Source organism: Pseudomonas sp. MF5691 (genome assembly GCF_016405645.1).
In the GTDB taxonomy this organism is placed as follows: Bacteria; Pseudomonadota; Gammaproteobacteria; order Pseudomonadales; family Pseudomonadaceae; genus Aquipseudomonas; species Aquipseudomonas shahriarae.
Genome location: NZ_JAEKDC010000004.1, coordinates 274,945 through 300,828 on the forward strand (window position 1 = coordinate 274,945; position 25,884 = coordinate 300,828).

Consider the following 25,884-nt stretch of genomic DNA (forward strand, 5'->3'; position numbering starts at 1 on the left):
ACAGTCACCTGTATTAATAGTCAGTATTAAGTCAACGCGGTCATTACCGCTTTTTGATAGGCCGGACGTTGCTGCAAACGCCGGTACCACGCCTCTAGATTGGGCATCGCCGGGCGTTCGATCGGCATCTCGAACCAGGCATAAATAAAGCTGCCCAGGGGAATATCACCCATGCCGATCTCGTTGCCGGACAGGTAGGGCTGCTCAGCCAGGGCCTGGTCCACGGTTTTCAACACCTCGATACAGGCATTGCGCCCGGCATGGATGCTGTCCCAGTCCTGCCGCTCGGCCGGCGTGCGCAAAATGCCCCAGAACACCGTCTTGAACGGTTCGGCAAAGGTCGAGGTGGTCCAGTCCATCCACTTCTCGGCATTGGCCCGCGCCTGCAGATCGGCGGGGTACCAGCTCGAAGCCTGTTTGGCGCAGAGGTAACGCACGATGGTGTTGGATTCCCACAACACAAACTCGCCGTCCTCGATCATCGGCACCCGGCCATTGGGATTCAATGCCCGGTACTGCGGTGTATCGACCACACCAAAGGCCCCGCCCGCATCAATTGCCTCATAGTCCAGGCCGAGTTCCTCGGCGCACCACAGTGCTTTCCTGACGTTTGACGAATTTTTACGACCCCAGATCTTCAGCATGACCGCCTCCCAGTGGATGAATGCCGGAGCAGCATACGCCGGTTCAGCCGCGACTCAAATCGCTCTGCATATCACCTAACAATTGCGGCGAATGCTCGCCAAACAGGTGCGGGTAACACTTTTCCAGGTGGGCAAAGAAGAATTCCTCGGGCACCTCGGCAAATTGCCCATGGTCCACCACATACTCCATGGAGCGCTGGCCCTGGCGGTTGAACGGGTGGAAAACGCTGTCGTTGATTCCGTCGAAATCCAAGGGCGGCACATCGAACAATTCGCACAATTGCTGGTTGAACGCCGGGGTCGCCTTGACCCAGCGCCCATCCAGATACAACTCCGTGTAGCCATGCATGGCGAACACATCACTCTTGAGCAACTCGATCAGGCGCGGGGTCGACAGATGGTTGCGCACATCGGCCAGGCCAATGCGCGACGCTATGCCGCAATGCCGGGCGCACGCCGCCAGCAGGGTGGCCTTGGGCACGCAATAGCTCTGCCCGGCAGCCAGGGCGTAGCTACCACGCAGGGTTTGCGGATCGCGGCTGAAGGTGTAAGGGTTGTAGCGTACCGCTTCGCGCACGGCGTAATACAGACTGACTGCCTGGTCACGGGGATCACGGCTCGAACCGCGATGTTTTTCGGCGAACTCCACCACCGTGGGGTGGTCACTATCGATGAAGCGGCTGGGACTCAAGTACGCATTCATGGGGATTTTCTCCGAGGCGAGCCTGGAGTCTAACCACAGGCCCGACCGAAGGTTAACGACGATTCGGCCAAATGTCGGCGCCTGCTGCCTGTGACTGTCGAGCACTTCCCGCCACACCACGTAACACCCTCAGGCACCGCTTTTCCGGATGCCGGCTAAGCTCTGAGGGTGCTTCTGCCCCTGGTTTCACGGAGGATTGAATATGCTGTTGTTGTGGATACTGGTTCTGGTGCTCGGCATTGCCTACCTGGCACACCGTCGTACCGCGCCCCTGCCCGCCCTGGGCGTGGTCGCCGTCTACCTGTTGGCGATGGGCGCCTTCAGCTATGCACCGGGCTGGTTGCTGCTGGTGTTCTGGGTGCTGCTCGCGATAGTCGCCGCCCCCCTGCTGCTGCCCGACCTGCGTCGCCAGTATTTCACCGCACCGCTGTTCAACTGGTTCCAGAAAGTATTGCCGCCGATGTCCGAGACCGAGCGCGATGCCATCGACGCCGGGACCGTGTGGTGGGACGGCGAACTGTTCAGCGGCCGTCCCGACTGGGACAAGCTGCTGGCCTACCCCAAGGTGCAGTTGACCGAAGAGGAACAGGCTTTTATCGACGGCCCCACCGAGGAGCTGTGCGCGATGGTCACCGATTGGGAAATCGGCCAGGCCATGGACCTGCCGGCAGCGGCCTGGGACCATATCAAGCAACACGGTTTCTTCGCCCTGATCATCCCCAAGGAGTTCGGTGGCAAGGGCTTTTCCGCCTACGCCCACTCCCAGGTGGCAATGAAACTGGCGACCCGCAGCGGCGACCTCGCCTCCACCGTCATGGTCCCCAACTCCCTGGGCCCGGCCGAGCTGCTGTTGCACTACGGTACCGACGAGCAACGCAACCACTACCTGCCGCGCCTGGCCCGTGGCGATGACATCCCGTGCTTTGCCCTGACCGGCCCGCTGGCCGGCTCCGATGCCGGCGCGATGCCCGACACCGGGGTGATCTGCAAGGGCGAATGGCAAGGCAAGGAAACCCTTGGCCTGCGCCTGAACTGGGAAAAACGCTATATCACCCTGGGCCCGGTCGCGACCCTGCTGGGCCTGGCCTTCAAGGCCTATGACCCGGACCATCTGCTGGGCGAGGAAGAAGACCTGGGCATCAGCCTGGCGCTGATCCCCACCGACACCCCCGGCGTGGAAATCGGGCGCCGTCATCTGCCCCTCGGCGCGGCATTCATGAACGGCCCCAACTCCGGCAAGGATGTGTTCATTCCCCTGGACTTCCTGATCGGTGGCCAGGAAATGCTCGGCAAGGGCTGGATGATGCTGATGAACTGCCTGTCGGTCGGCCGTTCGATCTCCCTGCCGGCGGTGGGCACCGGTGCAGCCAAGTTCACCAGCCTGGTGACCGGCCAGTACGCCCAGGTGCGCGAGCAGTTCAACGTACCGCTGTCCGCCTTCGAGGGCATCCAGGAAGCCCTGGCCCGTATCGGCGGGAATGCCTGGTTGATGGACAGTGCGCGGATGCTCACCGCCAATGCGGTCGACCTGGGGGAAAAACCTTCGGTGCTCTCGGCGATCCTCAAGTACCACCTGACCGAGCGCGGCCGCGAGTGCATCAGCCACGCCATGGACGTGCACGGCGGCAAGGGCATCATCATGGGCCCCAACAACTACCTGGGCCGCAGCTGGCAGGGGGCGCCGATCTTCATCACCGTGGAAGGGGCGAATATCCTTTCGCGCAACCTGATGATCTTCGGCCAGGGGGCGATTCGCTGCCATCCATTCGTCCTCAAGGAAATGGCCCTCGCCGGTCGTGAAGATCGCGACCAGGCACTCAAGGAGTTCGATGGGCTGTTGCTGCAACATATCGGTTTTGCGGTGAGCAACGCCGCCAGCACCCTGGTGTTGAACCTGGGCCTGGGCCACTTCGAAAAAGCCCCGGGCAACCGCTTGAGCCAGGGTTACTTCCGCGCCCTCAACCGCCAGGCCGCCGCGTTCGCCCTGCTGGCAGACCTGAGCATGATGCTGCTGGGTGGTGAGCTGAAGCGTCGTGAACGCCTGTCGGCACGGCTGGGGGATGTACTCAGCCATATGTACCTGGCCTCGGCGGCGCTCAAGCGCTACCACGACCTCGACTCCCCGGATCATCTGGAACCGCTGTTTGCCTGGGCCATGGAAGAAAGCCTTGGCCAATCGGAACGCGCGCTGGATGAGTTACTTAGCAACTTCCCCAACAAAGTGCTGGGCTGCCTGATGCGGGTCATCGTGTTCCCATTCGGGCGTCGCCATAAAGGCCCGTCCGATGCACTGGACGCTGAAGTCGCCGCAGTGATTGGCCGAGCCAAGGGCGACCCGACCCTGGAAGAACTGCTGGCTGGCTGCTATCGCCCGCAATCGGCGGAAGATCCGGTCGGCGCGTTGCAACACGCCTATGACCTACTGGGTGCCAGCCACCCGCTGCAAAAGAAACTCCACAGCGCCCTCAAAAGTGGCCAGGTCAAGCCGCGCGCCGGGGAACACGCCATCGACGCCGCACTGGAAGCAGGCGTGCTGCAACCGGCTGAAGCGCAAACCCTGCGCGACGCGGAAGTGGCGCGGCGCAAGGTGATCGACGTGGATGACTTCAGCAAAGAGGAGCTGGCCCAGGCGCCCGGCAGAGTCCGCTGAGACCAACCGTCATATAAAAACGGGCGCGAGAGCTATATACTCTCGCGCCCGTTTTTGCTTTTGAGGACTTACTCTCGTGTCCAACGTCGTTGCCGATCATCTCGTCTTGCTCGACCACCTGCGCAGCATCCTGGTTGCCGTCGGCGAAGCCGAACAGGTTCCCGAGGAAAGTCACGCGCTGTTCCTGGAACGCTTTGATGAACTGCGGGCCCTGCTGCCCATCGACCCGATCGAAAGCCAATACCTGGGCCAGGACATGATGAGCCAGGTCATCCTGCGCTACCCGCAGATTGCCCATCTGGTACCGCGCGACCTGTTGTGGTTCTTCGGCGGTGACTGCCTGCACTTCATGCCCGACGATGAACTGGACCTGTACCAGGCCCTGGAAGAACGTCGTTTCGAAGCCGAACAGAACGACGAACCGTTCGACTGGAACCAGGAAAAGCAATTGCTGGCCATGTCCAACGACCAGCCCAAGCACTGATCTCAAAAGCACCAAAGATCCAAATGTGGGAGCGGGCTTGTGTGGGAGCGGGCTTGCCCGCGATAGCGGTGTATCAGTCAACCAATGTATCGACTGACACTCAGCCATCGCGGGCAAGCCCGCTCCCACACTAACCTGCTCCACATTCTCGATCGCGCGCCTACCGCCGACGCAATGTAGGCTCCTTAGCCATGCACTCCACCAGATAATCAATAAACACCCGCAATTTCGGCGGCAGGTAGCGTGTGGGCGAATGCAGCAACCAGGCATCCCCATGGTACGAGGCAATGAAATCCCATTGCGCCAGGACCTGCACCAACCGCCCCTCCTCCAAGGCATGCCGCGCGGTGAAGTACGGCAAGCTGCCAATCCCTACATCCTGCAACACCGCATCCAGCCGCACCCCCGTGTGATTGGCCGCATACCGCCCGCGTACCCCTACCGTCACTGTCTTACCCGCCTGGCGGAATTTCCAGCGCGCATCCCCCGGCGTTTCGCCCAGGTAGATGCAACTGTGCCCCAGCAAATCATGGGGATGCAGCGGCGTACCGTGGGCGGCCAGATACTGCGGCGTGGCACACAATAAATGTTCAATCGGTAATAACTGGCGCCCTACCAACCCCGGTGGCGGGCTGTCGGTGATGCGGATGCTCAGGTCGACATTGTCATCAATCAAATCCACCTGCCGATCTTCGAGGATCAACTGCACATCGACCTTGGGATAACGCCGCAAGAACTCCGGCATATGCGGATGCACCACAAACCGCCCGACCGCCTTGGGCACACTGACCCGCACCAGCCCTTCGGCTTCGTGGGTGTACTGGCCGCTGATTTCCATCACCGAGCGCGCCGCGCTGACCATTTCCTGGCAGCGCTTGAAGACCTCTTCGCCACCTTCGCTCAAGCGCAATTTGCGTGTGGTGCGCTGCAGCAGCCGCGTGGCCAGGGCCTGTTCCAGGCGCGAGATGCTGCGACTCACCGCCGATGGCGACGCCCCCAGTTGGCGCGCCGCCTCGGAGAAGCTGCCGGTTTCCACCACCTTGACGAAAATCGCCATTTCGCCCAGCAGCGGCAAAGGAAGATTGATGCTCATGACGCACAAGTCCATTGAGATTTCAGCGGATTATCACCCATTGGCGCACTACTTATACTGCTGTTTAGAACCCTGATGCGGATGTAGACGATGACCCAGCGCCTGTTTTTTACCCATGACCACCTGGTTGCCGATGTTGATGTGCTGGAGTGCACGCCGTTTGAGCAGCAGTTTGCGGTGGTGCTGCACTCCACCATTTTCCACCCCCAGGGTGGCGGCCAGCCTTTTGATACGGGGTGGCTGGGAGACAGCAACGTGTTGAGAGTGGTGCAGGAAGCCGAGCGCATCGTGCACTACGTGGACCAGCCCGTCGCACTCGGGATCCAGCAAGCGCGGGTCGACGGCGAGCGCCGCGCCCTGCATACACGCCTGCATTCGGCAGGGCATCTGATTGGCAACGCCGGTGAGACCCTGGGCTGGATGCCGATCAAGGCCCACCACTGGCCAGGCGAAGGCAAGATCAGTTTTATCCGTGGGGAATTCGCCCAGAACATGGAGGCCGATGCCCTGCAACAACAGGTCAACCAATGGATCGCCGCAGATTTACCGCGCCAAATGACGCTGCAAAGCGGCTCCCGGGAAGTAGGTTTTGGTGATCTGCCGCCCTACGCCTGCGGCGGCACTCACGTACAGGCCCTCGCCCAAGTCGGCCAGGTCACGATCCTCGGCCTGTCGGAGAAGAAGGGCACGTTGTCGGTGCGCTACAGCCTCGACTGACAGATTGATGGCAGGCGGCGTTTTATTATTGAGATAGGACATCACCGCGCAAGGGGCTCCCCTGGAGCTTGTGGGTGATGCTAGTGTGTGAAAATGTTTCCGACATAAAAATCGGAAACCTCCTACTCACCACCTGCAAAGGAATGCCCCCAGCAATGGACTTCTCCCTCAAGCACCTGGCCGCCGCCACCCTGATGGTCGCCAGCCTGTCCGCCGTTACCGCACCAGCGTTCGCCAATATCACCCCGCAACAGAGCGCGACCATCCTCAAGACGTTCAATGACGCCTCGATCAAGGACTTCCGCACCTTCCTCGGCAGCCTGGCCAAAAGTGAACTGGGCAAAACCGCCGACTTGGGCCCGGCAATCAGTGCTTTTCTCGATAACAAACGCCTGTCCGCCGAACAGCAAAACGAAATTCATCGCCTGCTGGGCCTCTACGCCCGGGTGAAATACGGCGCGGCGGCTACCGAGACCCTGCGCGAGCTGGTGGCCATACCGACCTTCCAGGTAGAAGGCGTAGCCCAGCACGACAACCCTGAATTCATCAAGATCGCCGACAAGATCAAGAGCCTGGCCCAGGCGTTCAACCTGAAGTTCCGCAATATCGACAACCGCGTCTACGAAATTTCCCTGGAAGGTGCCGGCGACGAAGTTGTGGGCATCCACGCCCACGCCGACGTGGTGCCGGTGACCCCGGAAAACTGGGTACTGGCCGATGGCACCCGCCTCGACCCGTTCAAGGTCACGCTGATTGGCGACCGCATGTACGGCCGCGGCACCGAGGATGACAAGAACGGCATCGTGGTGACGCTGTATGCGATGAAAGTGATCAAGGAAGAAAACCTGCCCCTGGCACGCAACTTCAAGCTGCTGGTGGACACCACCGAAGAAACCACCGGCGACGCCATTCCCTACTACTTCGAACACAACCCGACGCCCAACTACAACCTCGCGCTGGACGGCGGCTACCCGGTCGTCATCGCCGAAAAGGGTTATGGCACGGTCATGGCCACCTTTGCCAAGCGCAAAGCCGACGGCAAAGGCGCCGAAATCATTGCCATGACCGGCGGCCTGGCGACCAACCAGATTCCTTCGGCCTCGGTGGCCACGTTGCGTAGCGACAGCCCCGCCGAACTGGCTGCCAGCCTGCAACAGGCCGGGAGTGCATTCGCCAAGGCCAATGGTGGCGATTTCACTGTAGATGCCAAGGTCGTCGACAAAGACGTCAAGCTGACCGTCACCGGGGTATCGGCGCACTCTTCCGAACCCGAATCGGGCATCAACCCGGTGGCGCGGATGCTGGTCTTTATCAACAGCCTGGACGGCAAGGTTGCGTTCAAACACAACGAGATTACTGACGCTGCCCGCTATGCCGCCGATAACTGGGGCCTGGATTACCTGGGCGGCAAATTGGGCGTGGGCTTTGCCGATACGTTCATGGGGCCACTGACCACCTCGCCGACCTTTGTCGGCATGGACGAAAAAGCCTTCAAGCTGGCGGTCAACCTGCGGGTGCCAAAAGGTAAATCCCCAGAAACGCTCAAGAAAGAGATCGCTGACAAGCTGAGCGCCTGGAGCCAAAAGACCCATATTGCGCCAGCCTTCGATTACTCGGTCGCCGCGCCGATGTACCGTAACCCCGAGGGTGAATGGGTCAAGGCGCTGCTGGCCGTGGCCACGGAAAACCTGGGCATGAAGCCTGAGTACGGGACTTCGGCTGGCGCAACCTCGGTGCATGACCTGCCCAATGGCGTGCAATTCGGCCTGGCCCGCCCCGAGGTCAAATACACCGGGCACACCGACAACGAGTTCAAGACCACCGAGCAGTTCCTGCTGGACCTGCAGATCGTGACGGAAATGATGGGCCGTATCGGGCAGTTGCCGAAACTCTGACCCAGCACCTGGACCCGCTTGTGCGGCGGGTCCATTTGCGCAGGCTTGAATTGCAGACAAACAAAAACGCCGCTCATCACTGAGCGGCGTTTTTGTTGAATATGGAGCGGGAAACGAGACTCGAACTCGCGACCCCGACCTTGGCAAGGTCGTGCTCTACCAACTGAGCTATTCCCGCAAATGGCGTCCCCTAGGGGACTCGAACCCCTGTTACCGCCGTGAAAGGGCGGTGTCCTAGGCCACTAGACGAAGGGGACACGCTAACTGAAACACATGGTGTGCATTCCAGTGCCCAGAGGCCTTGTCCGAAGACTTGGTCCTGGTTTCACTCAGTGCCGCCCGAAAGCCACACTGTTTAAAAATGGAGCGGGAAACGAGACTCGAACTCGCGACCCCGACCTTGGCAAGGTCGTGCTCTACCAACTGAGCTATTCCCGCAATGGCGTCCCCTAGGGGACTCGAACCCCTGTTACCGCCGTGAAAGGGCGGTGTCCTAGGCCACTAGACGAAGGGGACACACGTACAACATTCACTCCCTACCGCGTTTCGCTGTGTGCTTTACGCTGTAAGTGGCGCGCATTCTATGGATGGATTGAAAGGTCGTCAACCCCCAAGGATAAATTTATTTAAATCAATGACTTCGCCCCGCTTTACCGCCACTGTCGGAGTTTCTCGCCGTCCAGGCTTTGGCGCCTATATTCTGGCGCCCGACAAGACGTTATAGTCCTGACCCGCGAATGGTGGCAATGTGCATCTATTCAGAGTTACTACATATACAGATGAAAGCACTGACTCATCTCGTCGAAGAGTCCTATCCGCCGCAAGCGCCAATCACTACACTTCAACGCACATCCTACAAAGAGGTCACACCGGTGACACCACTCATGATCACCCTGCTGGTAATAGCCGGGATCGTAATACTGATCGCCATTGGCTACATGAACCACGTGGTGGAAAACAACAAACTGGAAAAAGCCCGGGCCCAGATTGAGCTCAATGATCGGCTGCGCCGCTGTGGCGAGATCACCGAGACGTTCCCCGGCCAACTGATGACGCCGCAGCTCAAGCTGCTGCTGACCCGCCTGGAACTGAACGTCAACCAACGCATGCTCAACCTCAACAAATCCAGCAGCACCATCAAGGCCCGTATTGCCGAGTTGGAAGCACTGGTAGGCCAGGGCGAGTCGATCCCGGTGAACAACCCTCCAGGGCCGATCCAGACCGAAGCCAAGGCCAAGGATGTACGCTTCCTGCTCGAAGCCCTGCATGGCCAGGTCACCCGCGCCGCCCAGGACGGCTTTTTGCCCACCAACGAGGCCAAGCACTGGATCCGCGAAATCCGTCACCTGCTGGTGCTGCTGCACATCGAGTTCTTCAACAATCTTGGCCAACACGCGCTGCAACAGGCGCAGCCCGGCCAGGCGCGCCTGGCATTCGAGCGCGGCGTGCAATACCTGCGCAAGCAGCCTGAACCGGCCACCTACAGCCAGCACCTGCAACTGCTGGAAAAACAATTGGCGCGTGCCAACTCCATGGTGCTGACCAACAGCCAGCAAACCGCCGAAGAGACCAATGAGCTGACCGCAGGCTTGAAAGCCGATGACGCTGATGCCGAGTGGAAAAAGAAAGTCATCTACGACTGATCCCCTCCTGCCTTGATTCGCCGGGTGCATGCTTTGCACCCGGAGCCATCATCCTGCCTCTACCCCTCGCTGCAATAACTCGCGTACAAAAGTGCACTTCATTCCGTAAACGAAAGAGGCCTTCATGCCAAGTGTCATCATTGATGGTCAGCCCCTGCACTACGTGGACCAGGGCGCGGGCCCTGCTGTCCTGCTCGGCCAGAGCTACCTGTGGGACCAGCACATGTGGGCACCGCAGATCGCCGCCCTGTCGCAACAGTACCGAGTGATCGTGCCAGAGCTGTGGGGTCACGGTGAGTCTGGCCCGCTACCGGCACAGACCCGCACCCTGGACGACCTGGCACGCCAGGCCCTGGCCTTGCTGGACCATCTGGAGATTGCCCAGGTCAACCTGGTGGGTTTGTCCGTCGGCGGCATGTGGGCTGCGCCGCTGGCGTTGCTGGCGCCCGAGCGGGTCAACAGCCTGGTATTGATGGATACGTATCTGGGCGCAGAGCCTGAGGCCACCCGCGAACAGTATTTCGCACTGCTCGGCGCAATCGAGGCCGCGGGTGCTATTCCAGATGCCCTGCTGGATATCATCGTGCCGATCTTCTTCCGCCCCGGCATCGACCACGACTCTGCGCTGTATCAGGACTTCCGCCAGTCCCTGCGCGACTTCCCCAAGGATCGCCTGCTGCAAAGCATCGTGCCCCTGGGTCGCCTGATTTTCGGTCGTGGGGATGCGCTGGAAGGCTTATCCCGCCTGAATGCTGATACGACTCTGGTGATGTGTGGCAACGAGGACCAGCCGCGCCCACCCGCAGAAGCGCAGGAAATGGCCGATCTGATCGGCTGCGATCTGGTATTGATCCCGGACGCAGGGCATATCTCCAGCCGGGAAAATCCTGATTTCGTCAATGAGGCACTGCTGACCTTTTTGGCCAATCACGCCTGATCACACCTTGAGTATCTCCAATGTAGATGAGATGCCGAGGCGCGCAGCTACACTCCCCCTGTGGGAGCGGGCTCGCCCGCGATGGCGCCCGTGAGTACACCTCAGGGTGTCAGCTCCCCCAGGGAACTCGTTCCGGCCCTGAATATGATCACAGCCGGAAATGCCCCACCATCCCCTTGAGTTCCGCCCCCAGTTGCGCCAACTCGATACTCGATGCCGCATTACCCTGCATGCTCAGCGCCGATTGATCGGCGCTGGCGCGGATACTGGTGACGCTGCGGTTGATTTCTTCGGCCACCGAGCTCTGCTGCTCGGCCGCGGCCGCGATCTGCTGGTTCATCTGCTGGATCAGCGACACCGCCGCGGCAATGCTGCCCAACGCACTTTCGGTTTCCAGGGCATCGCTGACAGCCAGCTTCACCAACTCGCCGCTGTGCTGGATATCCCGCACTGAAGACTGCGCCGCGCTGCGCAAGGTGCTGACCAGACGTTCGATTTCCTCCGTCGATTGCTGGGTGCGCCTGGCCAGGGCGCGCACCTCATCGGCGACCACCGCAAAGCCGCGCCCTTGCTCCCCAGCGCGTGCCGCCTCGATGGCGGCGTTGAGCGCCAGCAGGTTGGTCTGCTCGGCAACACTTTTGATCACCTCCAACACGCTACCGATATTCTGGATTTCGGCGCTCAGGCTTTCGATGCTGGTGCTGGCAGAGGTCGCCGAACTGGCCAGCAGCTCGATGCGCTGCAGGCTCTGGCGTACCACCTGCTGGCCAGTGTCGACCTTGTCGTCGGCGGTCTGCGCCGCTTGTGCGGCCTGCTCGGCATTGCGTGCCACATCGTGCACCGTGGCGGCCATCTGGTTCATGGCGGTGGCGACTTGCTCGGTTTCTTCTTTCTGGCTACTGACTTCGAGATTGGTCTGCTCGGCCCCCCTGGACAATGACTGGGCCGAGCTGGCCAATTGTTCAATCCCCGCCTGCAGCCCGCTGACCATATTGCTCAGGCCCCCGCCCATCTGCTGCATCGCCTGCATCAACTGGCCCATCTCGTCCTGTCGGCTCACCTCCATGCGCCCGCTGAGATCCCCGGCCGCAATCTGCCGGGCCACGGCAATCACGCTGCGCAGCGGCATCACGATCAGCCGGGTAATCAGCCACGCGGCAATCACCCCGACCAATAAAGCTAGGGCCGATGACACAATGATCAGCAAGCTGCTCTTGGCCAACTGCGCCTGCATCGACTGGTCCTGCGCGGCATAGGCCTGGTTGACCTGCGCCACCACTTGCGCGGCCCGCTCATGCAACTGTTGGTAGACGATTTTTTCCTGGGCCAGCAGGCCGGTGTATTCGGTGAGTTTTTCGCTGAAGGCTCCGATATGCCCGACCACTTCATTGAGCACGGTCTGATAGCCAGGATCCTTGACCAGGGTCTGCAGTTGCCCGGCCTGGACCAGGGCCTGATCGGCCTGCTCGATGTGGCCTTGCCCGGCACTGTCCGCGTCGCCCTTGCGGCTCTGATCCAGGCGCACATGGGCTTCGTTCATGGCCTGCAACATCAGGCGCGAAACCTGCCCCACCTGCCCGGCCTGCTCGATAAACTCGGCGCCCTCTTTGCCTTGGCTTTCCTTGAGGTTATAGGCCCCATCGTCGGCCAGGCCGGCCTGCAATACATCGAGGTTGTTGGCGACACTGGACACCGACCAACTGGCCATTTCCAGCGCCAGGTCCTTGGCCTGGGTCAGCTCGACAAATTCGTCAAATGCCTTGCGATAGGCGCCCAGCGCCTGCTCGACCTCGCTCATGTTGAGCGCCTGGGCTTCGGCCACCAGGCTATCCACCCGTTGGTGCAGGACCTCGACCGAGTCGGCATCGCTGCGCAATGCATACTCCTGCTCAATCAAACGCACATTCAGCAGCCCCTCATTGAGCGAGGACATGCCCTTGAGCCCCACAAAACGCTGGCCAACGGTTTGCAGGGACCACACGCCAATCGCCGCCACCAGGGCCGTCAACAGCAATACCAGGGCAAACCCCAGCCCCAGCTTCCTGGCCAGCCCAAGGTTGGCAAATCGTCGTTGCACGGCCGAAATCATTGCGCAAAGTCCTCTTGGGGTGGCGAACGCCAGCAAGTCCAGTATTCGTACAACGAGATTCGCAATCCCGGGCCCTGCAACACAAGACGTTGGCGCCACAATAATGGCAAAAAGCTACACCCCCGTCGTTTTCAGAATGGTGGAGGTCGATCCTGTGGGGCCCATGGCTTTGAACAATGCCAGGGCCCGATGATCGCAGGCATAGGCCACATTGATCCGCAGCCAGTCAGCGTGCTCGCCGGTCGGGCTGAACAACTCGCCGGAAGACAGCAAGACCCCAAGCTGTCGGGCCCTTGCGTGCACCCTTGAGCCATCCCCTGAACCCGGGCGCGCCCACACAAACATGCCACCTGCGGGCACCGCAAAGACCTCCCACTCTTCATCCTCCAGCACCTGCAAGGTCTTCGCCATCTCCGCGCTCAGCCGTCGGCGCAGGCGCTGTACCCATTTGCGGTAGGTGCCGTTGGTCAGGAGACTGGCCACCATCGCTTCGGCAAAGCGTGAGGTGCCCATACCGGTCAAGGTCTTGAGCTTGAGCAATTGGCTGATGAGGGCCGTGCTGGCGGTGAGATAGCCAACCCGCAGGGCGCTGCTCAGGGTCTTGGAAAAGCTCGAGACATAGATCACCCGATCATCATGGGCCAACGCCGCCAGACGGGTACAGGAAGCATGTTGCAGGTCGCCGTAGACATCCTCCTCGACAATCAGGAAGTCCCGAGTGTGGGCCAGGTGCAACAGACGCTCGGCGACCACCCGCGACAGGCTGGTGCCCGTCGGGTTGTGATAGAGGCTGTTGATGAACAGGCACTTGGGGCGGTGGCGGGCCAGCAGCGTTTCCAGGGCCTGGATATCCGGGCCGCTGCGGGTTCTGGGCACCTCCAGCAACATGACACCGTGGAAAGCCAACTGACGATACAGGTTGCCGTAGCCAGGGCTCTCGACCACCACCGTGTCGCCGGCCTTGAGCAAGGTGCGGATCAGCAGGTCCTGGGCATGGGTCGCGCCGTGGGTGGTGAGGATCTGCTCGGCAGTGCTGGCCACCTGGATCTGTGTCAGGCGCTTGTGCAATTGCTCACGTAACGCCGGCAACCCCAGGGGCGTGCTGTAATTGAAAACCCCAGCGGTATCGGTCCGGCTGATTTCGCGAATCGCATAGCTGATGTCATCACTTTCACGCCAGGTGTCTGGCAGCCAGCCGCACCCCAGCTTCAACTCTCCCAACTGGTTATCGGTAAAGGCCCCCCACCTGCGTTCTGCCCCCTCATACCACTGGCACTCCGCCAATGGGCTGCTGGTCACCGGTTGCTCGGCGATAACAAACCCCGAACCGGCCCTTGAGGCCAAGACCCCTTCGGCCACCATGCGCTCCAGCGCCTCGATCACACTGGATTGACTGAGCAGGTTGTCCTGGGCCAGTTGCCGGATGGAAGGCAGGCGCGTTCCGGGGCTGACCCCGCTCTCCCGAATCCATGCGGCAATGGCGCTGACAATTTGCTGAACCACCGGTACAAGGGCTTGTCGATTGATCCCTAAATCCATGAGCCACCCCGCTTCAACTGTTTGGCATTTAACTCAAAACAGTTAAGCACAGAAGGCCAGGATCACCCTGTTCATAAATTTATTAAATCATTGATTTTATTGGATTATTTACCTATTGAAACACAATAACCCAGGGCATTTTGCCACCTGCGGAAACGCCCCACAGCACTGGAAATCACTTTCTCAGTGGTGCACGACGACCCGTCCTAAATAGCCGTCGCACCGCCATCCACGGCCAATGCCTGGCCAGTGGTGAACGCCGCGCCATCGCTGCACAGATACAGCACCGCGCTGGCGATTTCCCCGACCGTGCCAATGCGCCCGACCGGGTGCATGGCGGCGGCAAACTCGGCCTTGCGCGGGTCGGCTTCATAGGCACGACGGAACATGTCGGTGTCGATCACCGCCGGGCACACGGCGTTGACGCGGATTTTCTTTTTCGCGTACTCGATGGCTGCCGACTTGGTCAGGCCAATCACCGCATGCTTGGACGCCGCATAAATACTCATCTTCGGCGCAGCCCCCAACCCCGCCACCGACGCGGTATTGACGATCGCCCCACCGCCCTGGGCCAGCAGCAACGGCAGCTGATACTTCATGCACAACCACACGCCCTTGACGTTGACCCCCATGATGGCGTCGAACTCATCCAGGGTGCCATCGGCCAACTTGCCCTGTTCAATCTCGATGCCGGCATTGTTGAACGCATAGTCCAGGCGACCATAGCTGTTCAGCACTTGCTGCATCAGTTGCTGCACATCCGCCTCCAGGGTGACGTTGCAGCGCACGAACAACGCCTCGCCGCCCGCCTCGCGGATCAACGCGACGGCGCCCTCACCGCCCGCCACATCCAGGTCGGCGACCACGACCTTCAAGCCTTCGCTGGCGAATGCCAGCGCCGTGGCGCGGCCGATACCGTTGGCAGCGCCGGTGACCAGGGCGACCTGGCCGGAAAACGTCATGCTCATTGCTTATATCCTTGGATGAATGCCCGTGGGCCCAGCATAGCCAGGGCCAGGCGCCACGCGTCAGCACTATCAGAGGGCCGGTTGAGCGCCCATGCACGGCAGTGATAAGCCTGCCGGGCCCACTATCAAGCCAGCCTATCGCCGGGCATTCGCAGGTATCGGCCGACCTTGCTCCTGGCGCCTGGAAGGTCTATCACTTGAGGTTCATTTATCCAGAGTCCTTGCCATGACTGCCCAGACCAACCGCCAATTCCTGCTTGCCAAACGCCCGGTCGGTGCGGCCACGCGGGACACCTTCACCTACCAGGAAGTGCCGGTGGGCAACCTGGCGGACGGCCAGGTGCTGGTGCGCAACGAATACCTGTCCCTCGACCCGGCCATGCGTGGCTGGATGAATGAAGGCAAGTCCTACATCCCGCCGGTTGCCATCGGCGAAGTCATGCGCGCCTTGGGCGTAGGCCAGGTCATCGCCTCGAACACGCCGAAATTCGCGGTCGGGGACTACGTGAATGGCGCCCTGGGTGTACAGGATTACTTCCTCGGCGAGCCGCGCGGTTTCTATAAGGTCGATCCGAAACTGGCGCCGCTGCCGCGCTATCTGTCGGCGCTGGGCATGACCGGCATGACCGCCTACTTTGCCCTGCTCGACACCGGCGCGCCCAAGGCCGGCGATACCGTAGTGATTTCCGGCGCCGCCGGGGCGGTGGGCAGCATTGCCGGGCAGATCGCCAAGATCAAAGGCTGCCGCGTGGTAGGGATTGCTGGCGGCGCCGACAAGTGCAAGTTTTTGCTGGATGAACTGGGGTTCGACGCGGCCATCGACTACAAACACGAAGACGTGCCGGCGGCCCTCAAGCGCGAATGCCCAAAAGGCGTGGACGTGTATTTCGATAACGTCGGCGGCGATATCCTCGACGCCGTGCTCAGCCGCCTCGCGTTGAAGGCGCGGGTGGTGATCTGCGGGGCCATCAGCCAGTACAACAACAAGGAAGCCGTGAAGGGGCCGGCCAACTACTTGTCACTGCTGGTCAATCGGGCGCGCATGGAAGGGTTTGTGGTGATGGACCATGCGGCGAACTTTGCCGCCGCCGGGCAGGAAATGGCCGGTTGGATGGCGCAAGGCAAGCTCAAGAGCAAGGAAGATATTGTCGCGGGACTGGAGACGTTCCCTGAAACGCTGATGAAGCTGTTCAACGGCGAGAACTTTGGCAAGTTGGTGCTGAAGGTCAACTGACACCCCACAGCGCCCTTGTGGGATCGAGTGCCAAGCGGCACACCGTAAGCAACTGTGGGAGCTGGCTTGCCTGCGATAGCATCACCTCGGACTGACTGAAAAACCGAAGTGCCTGCATCGCTGGCAAGCCAGCTCCCAGATTTTTAGCGCAAAGGCATCAGGCGATTTCGGCAACCACCGCCGCCAGGGCCTTGGCCGGATCGGCCGCCTGGCTGATCGGACGACCGATCACCAAGTAATCAGAACCCGCATCCAGCGCCTGGCGCGGCGTAAGAATCCGCCGCTGATCGTCCTGGGCGCTGCCCGCCGGACGAATCCCCGGGGTCACCAGTTGCAGCGTAGGATGGGCAGTCTTCAACGCCTGGGCCTCCAGCGCCGAACACACCAGGCCATCGAGGCCGGCTTTCTGCGCCAGGGCCGCCAGACGCAGTACTTGCTCCTGGGGCTCGATATCCAGGCCAATACCGGCCAGGTCCTCACGCTCCATGCTGGTCAGCACGGTCACACCGATCAGCAACGGCTTGGGACCGCTGCGCTGATCCAGCACCTCACGGCACGCGGCCATCATGCGCAGGCCGCCGGAACAGTGGACGTTGACCATCCACACGCCCATCTCGGCCGCGGCCTTGACCGCCATCGCGGTGGTGTTAGGGATATCGTGGAATTTCAGGTCGAGGAACACCTCAAAACCCTTGTCACGCAGGGTGCCGACGATTTCTGCGGCACAACTGGTGAACAGCTCCTTGCCGACCTTGACCCGGCAGAGCTTGGGGTCCAACTGGTCAGCCAGCTTCAGTGCGGCGTCACGGGTGGGGTAATCCAGGGCGACGATGATAGGAGTCTGGCAGACGGACATTGGAATGGGCTCTCAGGCAAGTCGAAATCGGCGCGGATTGTAGCGCAAGCAGCGGCTTTGCGGGATCCGATGATCGGTAAATCCTCGGCAAGCGCCTATTTTTCTGGGAGAACCGACTAATATTTCAAAGTAGATACATTCACGACACGCCTGCAACATGCCCCGACAGTAGCCTCGCCCGCAGGTGACGGCAAAAACGTGACTACCCGGGACCTAGCCATTGCCGGCTCCTGCAAAGGATCAGCTCACCTTGTCCTCGCGACGAACCTGCGCCTGAGTCGCGCTCCAATCCGTCAACAGGCTATACGCCACCGCCAACAAGGTCGGCCCGATAAACAAGCCGATAAAGCCAAACGCGATCAAGCCACCAAATACCCCCAGCAACACGATCACCAGTGGCAGGTTACCGCCGCGGCTGATCAGGTAGGGCTTGAGCACGTTGTCTACGCCACTGATGATGAATGTGCCCCAGACGCCGAGGAACACCGCGTAGGTGTAATCGCCCTTCCATACCAACCAGGCCGTGGCCGGGATCCAGACCAGGGGCGGGCCCATGGGGATCAGGCTGAGCAGGAAGGTGACGATGCCCAGCACCAGTGCCCCGGGCACGCCGGCAATCAGGAAGCCGATCAGTGCCAGCAATGCCTGGGCGGCGGCGGTGCCGATCACGCCGTTGACCACCCGTTGCACCGTACCGGCCACCAGGTCGATGTAGTAGCCGGCGCGATCACCGATCAAACGCTCCAGCAGCCGGTGAACGAACATCGCCAGGCGTGGCCCGTCGCGGTAGAAAAAGAATACAAACACCAGGCTGAGGGTCAGTTCGAGGATGCCGCCGCCGATCTGCGCGCTGCGGGCCAGCAGCCAGTTGCCGACCTGCCCCAGGTAGGGCTTGATCGTGACCATCAAAGCCGCGCCCTGCTGGTCGATACTGTCCCACATGGCCACCAGCCGCTCTCCCACAAACGGGATCGAGCCCAGCCAGCTAGGTGCTTCGGGCAGGCCGTCGACCTGGAGGTCCTTGATCAGCGCCACAGCATCGCGCACATGGTCGGCCAGGTTGAAGCCCAGCCACACCAGTGGCACTGCCACCAGCAACATCCAGCCCAAGGTCAGGATCCCCGCTGCCAGCGACTCGCGGCCGCCCAGGGCGCGGGTCAACAGGCGCATCAGCGGCCAGCTGGCAAACGCCAGCACCGCGCCCCAGAACAGCGCCGACCAGAACGGCGCCATCACCCAGAAACTGGCACCAAACAGCACCAGGAGCAGGATCTGCACCAGCAGGCGATCATTGTTGAGCATGTGCTTTCTCGAAAAGAAGTCTGTTGAGGGAGAGCTTAGGCGAACGGCGCGGGTCCGTTCGCCCTGGAACGATCAGCGGATCACTTGCAGATGCAGGCCCTGGGTCTCGCCAGTAGCGGTTTCCAGGCGCGCCGCACGCACGCCCTTGTCGATCAGGCCCTGGCGCCAGGCTTCAGCGTTGGGTCCGCTCAAACTGACCCGCAAGGTGGTGTCGAGGTTCAATCCACGGGAAATCAGGGTCAACCATATTGCGTCGGGCTCAGCCCCCAGCAAAGGGAAATCCAGGTCGCCGGTGCTTTTCAGTTCGCGCAGCAGTGTGGCAGAGGTCGGCAGCAATTGCCCCAATGGCGCGCTGGCGTCCATTTGCTCAACATGCAGGTAAGCCCGGCGATTGCCGCGGGTGATGCCGTACAGCGCCACCAGAGAGTTGTCCTGAGGGGCGGCCAGGCGCAGCAAGAGGAATTCCTGCTGGCCATCGGCGCCGACCAGCTTGGCATTGCCCAACACTTCATTGGCCCAGAGGCTGCTTTCGCCACAATCACGGGCCTGGCACCAGAACAACAACTGCGCGCCCTGTTCTTGCAACGCCTCGCGCGTGGCTTTGAAGGCCGTGCTGGAACTGTGCTCGGCAGGCAGTTCATAGGTGATGGCGGTTACTTGGCCACGGGCCGTGGCCTGACCGTCGTAGCGCAACTTGCCACTGATCTTGCGGATCGCGCCCATGGGGTAGATGCGTTCTTTTTCTTCGGTGGGACGGTAGTCGACAATCTGCGCATCCACCTGACGGGCCACGCTGGGCAGATCCTGGCTTCCCGGTAGATCAGCAGCGAAGACCAACGGGCTGATGCAGCACAGCCCAAGCACACGGATAATTCCCTTGGCACTACTCATCGGATCGGTGCGCCTGGGCCGGTGGATGCCTTCGCGGTATTCGGATTGTTCATGGTTGACTCCCTTTCAATCCGCCCAGCCTCGACAGTTGCCCCCGCCAAGTCAAGGCGCGGTGAAGAACCGATTGAAACAGTCTGCAACAAGAACCGCTCCCGACTCGTCATTCAGGTGCAAATGATGGCCACCTGCAAGGGTGGTGACAGTGAACGGCACCTGCGCAAGCAGCTCGGGATGTTTGGCCAGCATGCCTTCTTGTGCGACCACCAACTGTGCAGGGCACGCCACTCGACGCACGAAGGCCATGGCCTGTTCTTCCGTCAGGCGTATTGGCGAGGCCAGGGTCAGGCGGCTGTCACTGCGCCAGGTGTAGCCGCCCGGCACCGGCATCAAGCCGCGCTGGGCCAGGAGTTCCGCGGCTTCACGGCTGACGGCCACCACGCCTTTCATTCGCGCTTCCACCGCCCGGTCGAGGGTGCCGTACACCGGTTTGCGTTTGTCCTGCAGGTTGATTTGCGCCTGCAGGGCCATGCCCAGGCGCTCGGCGGGGTCCTCGCCGGTGGCGGTCGGCGGGATCACGCCGTCGATCAATGCCAAGTGTGTCACGCGCTCCGGCATGGCCCCGGCCAGCACCGTGGAAACGACTGCCCCCAGGGAGTGGCCAAGTAATGCAAAACGTTTCCAGCCCAGCTGTTCGGCCACTTGCAGCACATCAAACACGTAATCCCACAAGGCGTACCCTGCCCCAGCCGGGCGGTGGGCCGAGTGGCCGTGGCCGGCCATGTCCAGGGCGACAATGCGCAAACCCTGCAGCTTGGGCGCCAGGCGCGCAAAGCTGTTGGCGTTGTCCAGCCAGCCATGCAGGGCGATCACCGGCAGGCCGTCTTCCGGGCCGAACAGATGGGCCGCCAGCTCAATGTGCGGCAGGCTCAGGCGCACTTCTTCGACAGGCGTGGTCATGCGCAACTGCGCTCGCGGGCTTCCCAACGGGTAAACAGGTTCTTGATCAGGGTCGCCGTGTCCTGCGGCCGCTCCAGGGGAAACATGTGGCCGCCGGGCATGGTCAGCATCTCGCCCATGGGCAGGCGTGCGACGCCGCTGGCGTGATGGCGCATCACCACCCGGCTCTGCCGGCCGCGTACTACGGCCAGTGGCACTTTCAATTGGCGGGTCTGGCCGGGGCTGGTGTGTGGCACGCCCCGATAAATGCTGATTTCCGTGGCCGGGTCGAACCGCAGGCGCAGGCGATCGCCTACCTGGTGCAGACCATGTTGCAGGTAGGCCTCCAGGCAGTCCGGGTCAAACCCGCGAAACAGTGTCTTGCCGGAAAAATACTGACGCGCGGCGTCCAGGTCGCTGAACTCTTCGCGCCGGCCCAGGGTGCGGCCAGCCGGGGTCAGGCGGTCGATCAGGCCAAAACGCTTGGCCGCGCGGATCACCCAGCGGTCGGCCAGGGTCAGCACCGGCGAGTCGAGCATCACCACCCCGCGATACAACTGCGGGCAACGCAGGGCCGCGTGCAAATGCAGCACCCCGCCCAATGAGTGGCCGACGCCCCACACCGGCTCCGGTTGCTGCTCCAGGTGGTGGATCAGTTCGTCCACCAGGTTCTGCCAATTGTCATCCACCGGAAACCGCGGGTCGTGGCCGTGCTGCGACAGGTGCGCCACCGCGTACTCCGGGGCCAGGGCATCGAACAATTTGCCGTAGGTCGCCGAAGGAAAGCCATTGGCATGAGTGAAAAACACATGTTGCGACATAACCAACCCATCATCCAAAACAGAATTCGATTGTCCTCACGCCTGGCCGCTACAGCAATGACTGTAACTGCCAGGAATGATGACACTCACGCCACACCTATCGCGCCGGCGGGTTCTCGCCCAGGGGCACCACGGCCATGGTCAGACGCGACACACAACTGGCCTTGCCCTCGTCACTGGTCAGGCGGATGTCCCAGACATGGGTGGTGCGCCCGATGTGGATCGCCCGGGCCACCGCCGTCACCCGCCCGGAACGCAGGCCGCGCAGGTGGTTGGCGTTGATTTCCAGGCCCACGCAATAGAACTTGCTGGCGTCGATACACAGGTAGCTGGCCATGGAGCCAACCATTTCGGCCAACACCACCGAGGCCCCACCGTGCAGCAGGCCATAGGGTTGATGGGTGCGGTGGTCGATCACCATGCTGGCGGTCAGGGACTGGTCGTCGAAGGTCTCGAAACGGATATCCAGCACTTCACCAATGGTGTTTTTCTGGATGGCATTGAGTTGTTCGATATTGGGGAGGGTGCGCCACAGGCTCATTGCAGTGTCCTTGTTGATTTTATTTGGGTGCTCAATCCTGCCACAGCACTGCCTCGGAACGTGCGCTCCAGGCCTGGAACTGTGGGCCGTAGGTTGACTCGATCACGTTGCGCTTGATCTTCAGGGTCGGTGTCAGAAAGCCGTTTTCCACGGCCCAACTGTCTTTCACCACCACCAGTTGACGCAAGCGCTCATGTTTATCCAGCACCTGGTTGACCTCTTCCAGCAGGCGCTCCAGGCTGCCATGCAAAGATTGCCGGGCCTCGCCGGCGGCCTCCTGCTGGCCCACTGCAGACAGCACGCACAAACCCATCGGCGCGCTCAGGCCATCACCCACCACACACACCTGCTCAATGCGCCCGTGCTCCGCCAGGCGGTTTTCGATGGGGGCCGGGGCGACGTACTTGCCCTTGCTGGTCTTGAAGATCTCCTTGAGCCGCCCGGTCAGGCGCAGGCGGCCTTCGGCATCCTGCTCGCCCTTGTCGCCGGTACGCAGGAAGCCGTCTTCGGTGAGGGTCTCGGCAGTCTTCTGCGGGTCCTTGAAGTAACCGAGCATGGTCGCGCCGCTGCGCACCAGGACTTCACCGGCCGGGTCAATGCGCACCTCCACGTCCGGGCACGGCAGGCCGATCCAGCCAATCTTCTGCTGGCCGGGGCGACAGACATGGGAATAACCACAGCTTTCGGTCATGCCATACACCTCCAGCACATCCAGGCCCAGGCGCAGGTACCAGCGCAGCAACGCCTCGGGCACCGGCGCCGCGCCGGACAGGGCCACCCGCACCGCGTCCAGGCCAAGCCCGGCGAGCACCTTGCGCCCGACGCGCTTGCCGATAAATGGCAGACGCAATAGCAGCTCCAGGCGTTTTTCCGGGATTTTGCCGTACACCCCCATCTGGAACTTGGTCCAGATGCGCGGCACGCCGAACAAGGCCGTGGGCCGGGCGCGTTGCAGGTCGGTGAGGAAGGTGTCGAGGCTTTCGGCAAAAAACACCGTTTGCCCGGTGTAGATCGCAGCCATCTCGACAAACATGCGCTCGGCCACATGGCACAGCGGCAGGTAGGACAGCAGCCGGTCGCCCTCCCCCAGGCCGAACAGCTCGGTGCCTCGGGTTGCCGCAAACGCCAGGGCGCCGAAGGTGTGCATCACGCCTTTGGGCAGGCCGGTAGTGCCGGAGGTGTAGATGATGGTGGCCAGGTCCGTGGCAGCCGGCGCCGGGTCATCCTGGATCGGTGAGCAGGCCTGCAGGTCGGCCCAAGTGAAGTCGAACGGGCCCTCGGGGCACAGCGGCAGGCTGATGGTCGCAAGCCCGGCCTTGATGCCTGGGGCCATGGCCGGCCAGTCGTCGAGCTTGCCGATAAACACCAACGCCGCCTCGGAGTGCTCCAGCACGTGGGCCACGGAGTCGGCGGTGAGGTTGGGGTACAGCGGCACCGAGACATGCCCGGCCATCCAGATCGCCAGGTCGGCGATAATCCAGTGCGCGCAGTTTTTCGAGATCAGGGCAATGTGCGAGCCCTGGGGCAACTCCCGTGCCCGCAGCCAATGGGCGGCGCAACGGGCCTGGTGGCCGACCTCGCCCCAGGTGAGGGTCTGCACCTCGCCGCCACCCGTGGGCTGGACCAGGAAGCGCTGGCGCGGATGGCGCGCCTCACGTTCAAAGAAGACCTGCAGCGGCAAACGAAAAGCGACAGACATGGGACGCGCTCCTGTGTGTTCCGATGGTAGCCAACCAAGCACTTGCTTGGTGGACTATTCCATGCACACAGGAGCACTGCAAGTCGCTTGCAGGCAGAATGCAATCAAACTGTGGGAAAGGGCTTGTGTGGGGGTGGGCTTACTCGCGAATGCGGAGTGTCAGCCAATACATTCATTGACTGATGCACCGCATTCGCGAGCAAGCCCGCTCCCACAGTTGATTGTGTTGTGCCTTAAAAATCAGGGGTTTTTCACGTTGTTGAGGCTCATCAGCCCCGCCAGCGGGAAGTCCCCTTCCAGCTCCGCCAGGCTGGCGGTGTGCATCGGTTGCGGCTGGCGCTGGTGCCCGTGCTGCAAAAAGCTGATCAGGTTGCCCACCAAAGGCTGATGGCTGACCAGCAGCACATTGTCATCGGTGTCGAGTTTTTCCAGGACTTGCAGGGGGTTGCCGTCCGGCGTCAGCCACGACACCGTGCGGATTTCTGGCACAAACCCCAACGCCTCGCGCACCAACTGGGCAGTCTGTTGCGCCCGCACATAAGGGCTGGCGATGATCGCGCTGATGGGCTGGCCGATCAGGTGCGCGGCGCTGTGCAGCACTTCTTCGCGGCCACGCTCGGTCAGGTTGCGCTGGGCATCGCTGGGTGCATGGGACTCGGCTTCACCGTGACGCAACACCCACAGCTTCATAGCTTGGGCTCCTCATCGCGCACCGGGTGCGGGGCTGGCGGCACGCTGTGGGCGGCTTCGCCTTCCGGGGCACGCGGGGTTGGCCAATCGGCAAAGGGCCAGGGTTTCTGCTCGCTGTGGAAGCTGCCAAAACGGCCAATCTGCGCGAGGAACTGGCTGAGGCTGTCGCCAAAGTTCATCAGGCCCAGGTTCGGTGCGCCGTAGATCAGGCGGTAGATCAATTGCACCACCACCAACGCCCCGAGGATGAACTGCGCTACTTGCCAGACCAGGGCAAACACCAGCATCCACAGGATGCGCAGGGCAATGGATTCATACTTGGGTGCTGCTTTCGGATCGTTCATCGCGGGTTCCTCAGTTGAAACCACTGGTGGAAATAAAGTCGACATCAGTCTTGGGCTCGGCACGCATCAGCAACTCGATGACCTGGTTCAAGGTGCGCCCTTCGAACAGGATCGCGTGCAGGCCGGCGACCAACGGCATATAGACCCCGGTTTCCTGGGCCTTGGCCTTCAGTACTTTGAGAGTATTGACCCCTTCGGCCACTTCACCCAGGCGGGTGACGGCATCTTCCAGGCTCAGGCCCTGGCCCAGGGCGAAACCGACCTGATAGTTGCGGCTTTTCGGTGACGAACAGGTGACGATCAAGTCGCCCACCCCGGCCAGGCCAAGGAAGGTCATGGGGTTGGCGCCCTGGTTGACCGCAAAGCGGGTCATTTCCGCCAGGGCGCGGGTAATCAGCATGCTCTTGGTGTTTTCCCCCATGCCCAGGGCCACCGCCATGCCGGCGATGATGGCGTAGACGTTTTTCAGCGCGCCGCCCAGTTCTACGCCAAAGCGGTCAGCACTGGCATAGACACGGAAGGTACGGCCATGCAGCACGGCCTGCACCTGTTCGCACAGGGCTTCGTCTTCACTGGCGACCACCGTCGCGGTCAAGGCATGTTCGGCCACTTCCCGCGCCAGGTTCGGCCCGGAGAGCACACCAATGCGCGCCTGGGGCGCGATTTCTTCGAGGATTTCGCTCATCAGCTTGAAGGTCTGGGCCTCGATACCTTTGGTCAAGCTGACCAGCATCTTGCCCGCCAGCCGCTCGGCATGGGGCGCCAGCACCGAGCGCAGGGCACTGGAGGGCAGCGCAACGAAGCACAGGTCGCAGTCATCCAGGGTGGCCTGCAGGTCCGTGACCGGCGTGACCGCAGCGTGAATCTTGATGCCCTTGAGATAACGGGGGTTTTCGCGGTTGACCCGGATGGCCTCGGCCTGTTCGGGATCGCGCATCCACTGGCGCACCTGATGGCCGTTTTCGGCCAGCAGATTAGCCACGGCGGTACCAAAACTTCCGCCTCCCAGGACCGCAATTGGGCGCTGTTCAGTCATATGCAATCCGTTAATCCATAAGCAGTGGCGATGGCGGCATTATACGGGCCGGCCAGACGGCGACCAGCCCTTCTGTGTTTTCCGCATTTGTCGGAAAATGGCCGAATAGACCACAGTAATTGCGATGGTGCCGACTGGCAAAAGCGCCCGCCTCAGTTAACATGGGCGGCTA

23 protein-coding genes, 4 tRNA genes and 1 pseudogene are annotated in these 25,884 nt (G+C 61.6%); 7 read left to right on the top strand and 21 right to left on the bottom strand.

What is annotated here, in order from left to right; genetic code table 11:
• Window positions 1-26 precede the first annotated feature (26 nt).
• Together JFT44_RS08770 and JFT44_RS08775 are read right to left on the bottom strand one after the other, a co-directional pair.
• Entirely contained in the window at window positions 27-644 is a 618-nt protein-coding gene (locus JFT44_RS08770) for a glutathione S-transferase family protein (protein WP_115127706.1), read from the bottom strand.
• A gap of 43 nt (window positions 645-687) precedes the next feature.
• On the bottom strand, window positions 688-1,347 hold the full coding sequence (locus JFT44_RS08775; RefSeq protein ID WP_057438894.1) for a transglutaminase family protein: 660 nt from the start codon (window positions 1,345-1,347) through the stop codon (window positions 688-690).
• Between the two features lie 202 nt (window positions 1,348-1,549).
• Between JFT44_RS08775 and JFT44_RS08780 the strand changes: the two genes are divergently transcribed.
• Together JFT44_RS08780 and JFT44_RS08785 are read left to right on the top strand one after the other, a co-directional pair.
• Complete coding sequence (locus JFT44_RS08780) at window positions 1,550-3,997, top strand: acyl-CoA dehydrogenase (RefSeq protein WP_198830558.1); 2,448 nt, start codon at window positions 1,550-1,552, stop codon at window positions 3,995-3,997.
• A 76-nt stretch (window positions 3,998-4,073) separates the two neighbouring features.
• Window positions 4,074-4,481, top strand: coding sequence for a PA2817 family protein (locus JFT44_RS08785; RefSeq protein WP_057438892.1), 408 nt, complete (start codon window positions 4,074-4,076; stop codon window positions 4,479-4,481).
• Window positions 4,482-4,641: 160 nt separating this feature from the next.
• Here the strand turns inward: JFT44_RS08785 and JFT44_RS08790 are convergent, their stop codons facing one another.
• A complete protein-coding gene (locus JFT44_RS08790; protein ID WP_170059808.1) occupies window positions 4,642-5,574 on the bottom strand; it encodes a LysR family transcriptional regulator in 933 nt (310 codons plus the stop codon).
• A gap of 90 nt (window positions 5,575-5,664) precedes the next feature.
• On the opposite strand from JFT44_RS08790, the gene JFT44_RS08795 reads away from it, so the two are divergent.
• Window positions 5,665-6,291 carry a hypothetical protein gene (locus JFT44_RS08795; RefSeq protein WP_057959008.1) on the top strand — a complete coding sequence of 209 codons (627 nt, stop codon included), beginning with the start codon at window positions 5,665-5,667 and terminating at the stop codon, window positions 6,289-6,291.
• Between the two features lie 155 nt (window positions 6,292-6,446).
• Window positions 6,447-8,186: a dipeptidase gene (locus JFT44_RS08800; RefSeq protein WP_057959007.1), complete on the top strand. Its 1,740-nt coding sequence runs from the start codon at window positions 6,447-6,449 to the stop codon at window positions 8,184-8,186.
• A 102-nt stretch (window positions 8,187-8,288) separates the two neighbouring features.
• On the opposite strand, the gene JFT44_RS08805 is transcribed toward JFT44_RS08800, so the two are convergent.
• The 4 genes from JFT44_RS08805 to JFT44_RS08820 all read right to left on the bottom strand — a co-directional run bounded on the left by JFT44_RS08805 (window position 8,289) and on the right by JFT44_RS08820 (window position 8,702).
• Window positions 8,289-8,364, bottom strand: a tRNA-Gly gene (locus JFT44_RS08805).
• A gap of 3 nt (window positions 8,365-8,367) precedes the next feature.
• A tRNA-Glu gene (locus tag JFT44_RS08810) sits at window positions 8,368-8,443 on the bottom strand.
• A 105-nt stretch (window positions 8,444-8,548) separates the two neighbouring features.
• Window positions 8,549-8,624 (bottom strand) — tRNA-Gly (locus JFT44_RS08815).
• Window positions 8,625-8,626: 2 nt separating this feature from the next.
• Window positions 8,627-8,702: transfer RNA gene (locus JFT44_RS08820), tRNA-Glu, on the bottom strand.
• 356 nt (window positions 8,703-9,058) lie between these two features.
• On the opposite strand from JFT44_RS08820, the gene JFT44_RS08825 reads away from it, so the two are divergent.
• Both JFT44_RS08825 and JFT44_RS08830 read left to right on the top strand, forming a co-directional pair.
• The gene (locus tag JFT44_RS08825) at window positions 9,059-9,829 is read left to right on the top strand and encodes a hypothetical protein (RefSeq protein WP_198830559.1); all 771 of its coding nucleotides are present in this window, start codon (window positions 9,059-9,061) and stop codon (window positions 9,827-9,829) included.
• A gap of 124 nt (window positions 9,830-9,953) precedes the next feature.
• Window positions 9,954-10,766 carry an alpha/beta fold hydrolase gene (locus tag JFT44_RS08830; protein WP_057959005.1) on the top strand — a complete coding sequence of 271 codons (813 nt, stop codon included), beginning with the start codon at window positions 9,954-9,956 and terminating at the stop codon, window positions 10,764-10,766.
• A gap of 148 nt (window positions 10,767-10,914) precedes the next feature.
• On the opposite strand, the gene JFT44_RS29060 is transcribed toward JFT44_RS08830, so the two are convergent.
• The 4 genes and pseudogenes from JFT44_RS29060 to JFT44_RS08845 all read right to left on the bottom strand — a co-directional run bounded on the left by JFT44_RS29060 (window position 10,915) and on the right by JFT44_RS08845 (window position 15,362).
• On the bottom strand, window positions 10,915-11,628 hold the full coding sequence (locus JFT44_RS29060; RefSeq protein WP_374067569.1) for a methyl-accepting chemotaxis protein: 714 nt from the start codon (window positions 11,626-11,628) through the stop codon (window positions 10,915-10,917).
• Window positions 11,614-12,855, bottom strand: a pseudogene (locus JFT44_RS29065) (HAMP domain-containing protein); the annotation flags it as partial. The pseudogene JFT44_RS29065 and the gene JFT44_RS29060, both read right to left, overlap by 15 nt.
• Before the next feature lie 114 nt (window positions 12,856-12,969).
• Entirely contained in the window at window positions 12,970-14,394 is a 1,425-nt protein-coding gene (locus JFT44_RS08840) for a PLP-dependent aminotransferase family protein (RefSeq protein WP_198830561.1), read from the bottom strand.
• Between the two features lie 206 nt (window positions 14,395-14,600).
• Window positions 14,601-15,362: an SDR family oxidoreductase gene (locus JFT44_RS08845; RefSeq protein ID WP_198830562.1), complete on the bottom strand. Its 762-nt coding sequence runs from the start codon at window positions 15,360-15,362 to the stop codon at window positions 14,601-14,603.
• A gap of 226 nt (window positions 15,363-15,588) precedes the next feature.
• Here JFT44_RS08845 and JFT44_RS08850 point away from each other — a divergent pair, with 226 nt between their 5' ends.
• Window positions 15,589-16,596, top strand: coding sequence for an NADP-dependent oxidoreductase (locus tag JFT44_RS08850; RefSeq protein WP_120732282.1), 1,008 nt, complete (start codon window positions 15,589-15,591; stop codon window positions 16,594-16,596).
• Between the two features lie 157 nt (window positions 16,597-16,753).
• Here JFT44_RS08850 and pyrF read toward each other — a convergent pair whose 3' ends face one another.
• The 10 genes from pyrF to JFT44_RS08900 form a co-directional block, all read right to left on the bottom strand.
• Entirely contained in the window at window positions 16,754-17,452 is a 699-nt protein-coding gene (gene pyrF, locus JFT44_RS08855; protein ID WP_057438885.1) for an orotidine-5'-phosphate decarboxylase, read from the bottom strand.
• 240 nt (window positions 17,453-17,692) lie between these two features.
• Window positions 17,693-18,754: an AI-2E family transporter gene (locus tag JFT44_RS08860; protein WP_057959002.1), complete on the bottom strand. Its 1,062-nt coding sequence runs from the start codon at window positions 18,752-18,754 to the stop codon at window positions 17,693-17,695.
• A gap of 72 nt (window positions 18,755-18,826) precedes the next feature.
• Complete coding sequence (locus tag JFT44_RS08865) at window positions 18,827-19,645, bottom strand: DUF4892 domain-containing protein (protein ID WP_198830563.1); 819 nt, start codon at window positions 19,643-19,645, stop codon at window positions 18,827-18,829.
• Window positions 19,646-19,747: 102 nt separating this feature from the next.
• The gene (locus JFT44_RS08870) at window positions 19,748-20,602 is read right to left on the bottom strand and encodes an alpha/beta hydrolase (protein WP_057438910.1); all 855 of its coding nucleotides are present in this window, start codon (window positions 20,600-20,602) and stop codon (window positions 19,748-19,750) included.
• On the bottom strand, window positions 20,599-21,402 hold the full coding sequence (locus JFT44_RS08875; protein WP_057438882.1) for an alpha/beta fold hydrolase: 804 nt from the start codon (window positions 21,400-21,402) through the stop codon (window positions 20,599-20,601). Before JFT44_RS08875 ends, JFT44_RS08870 begins: the two co-directional genes overlap by 4 nt.
• Before the next feature lie 97 nt (window positions 21,403-21,499).
• Complete coding sequence (locus JFT44_RS08880) at window positions 21,500-21,943, bottom strand: hotdog fold thioesterase (RefSeq protein WP_198830564.1); 444 nt, start codon at window positions 21,941-21,943, stop codon at window positions 21,500-21,502.
• A 31-nt stretch (window positions 21,944-21,974) separates the two neighbouring features.
• Window positions 21,975-23,642: an AMP-binding protein gene (locus tag JFT44_RS08885; RefSeq protein ID WP_120732280.1), complete on the bottom strand. Its 1,668-nt coding sequence runs from the start codon at window positions 23,640-23,642 to the stop codon at window positions 21,975-21,977.
• Between the two features lie 240 nt (window positions 23,643-23,882).
• Window positions 23,883-24,332: a phosphohistidine phosphatase SixA gene (gene sixA / locus JFT44_RS08890; protein WP_057958998.1), complete on the bottom strand. Its 450-nt coding sequence runs from the start codon at window positions 24,330-24,332 to the stop codon at window positions 23,883-23,885.
• Window positions 24,329-24,676: a DUF4389 domain-containing protein gene (locus JFT44_RS08895; RefSeq protein WP_057438879.1), complete on the bottom strand. Its 348-nt coding sequence runs from the start codon at window positions 24,674-24,676 to the stop codon at window positions 24,329-24,331. Before JFT44_RS08895 ends, sixA begins: the two co-directional genes overlap by 4 nt.
• 10 nt (window positions 24,677-24,686) lie before the next feature.
• Complete coding sequence (locus tag JFT44_RS08900; RefSeq protein WP_057958997.1) at window positions 24,687-25,712, bottom strand: NAD(P)H-dependent glycerol-3-phosphate dehydrogenase; 1,026 nt, start codon at window positions 25,710-25,712, stop codon at window positions 24,687-24,689.
• Window positions 25,713-25,884 lie beyond the last annotated feature (172 nt).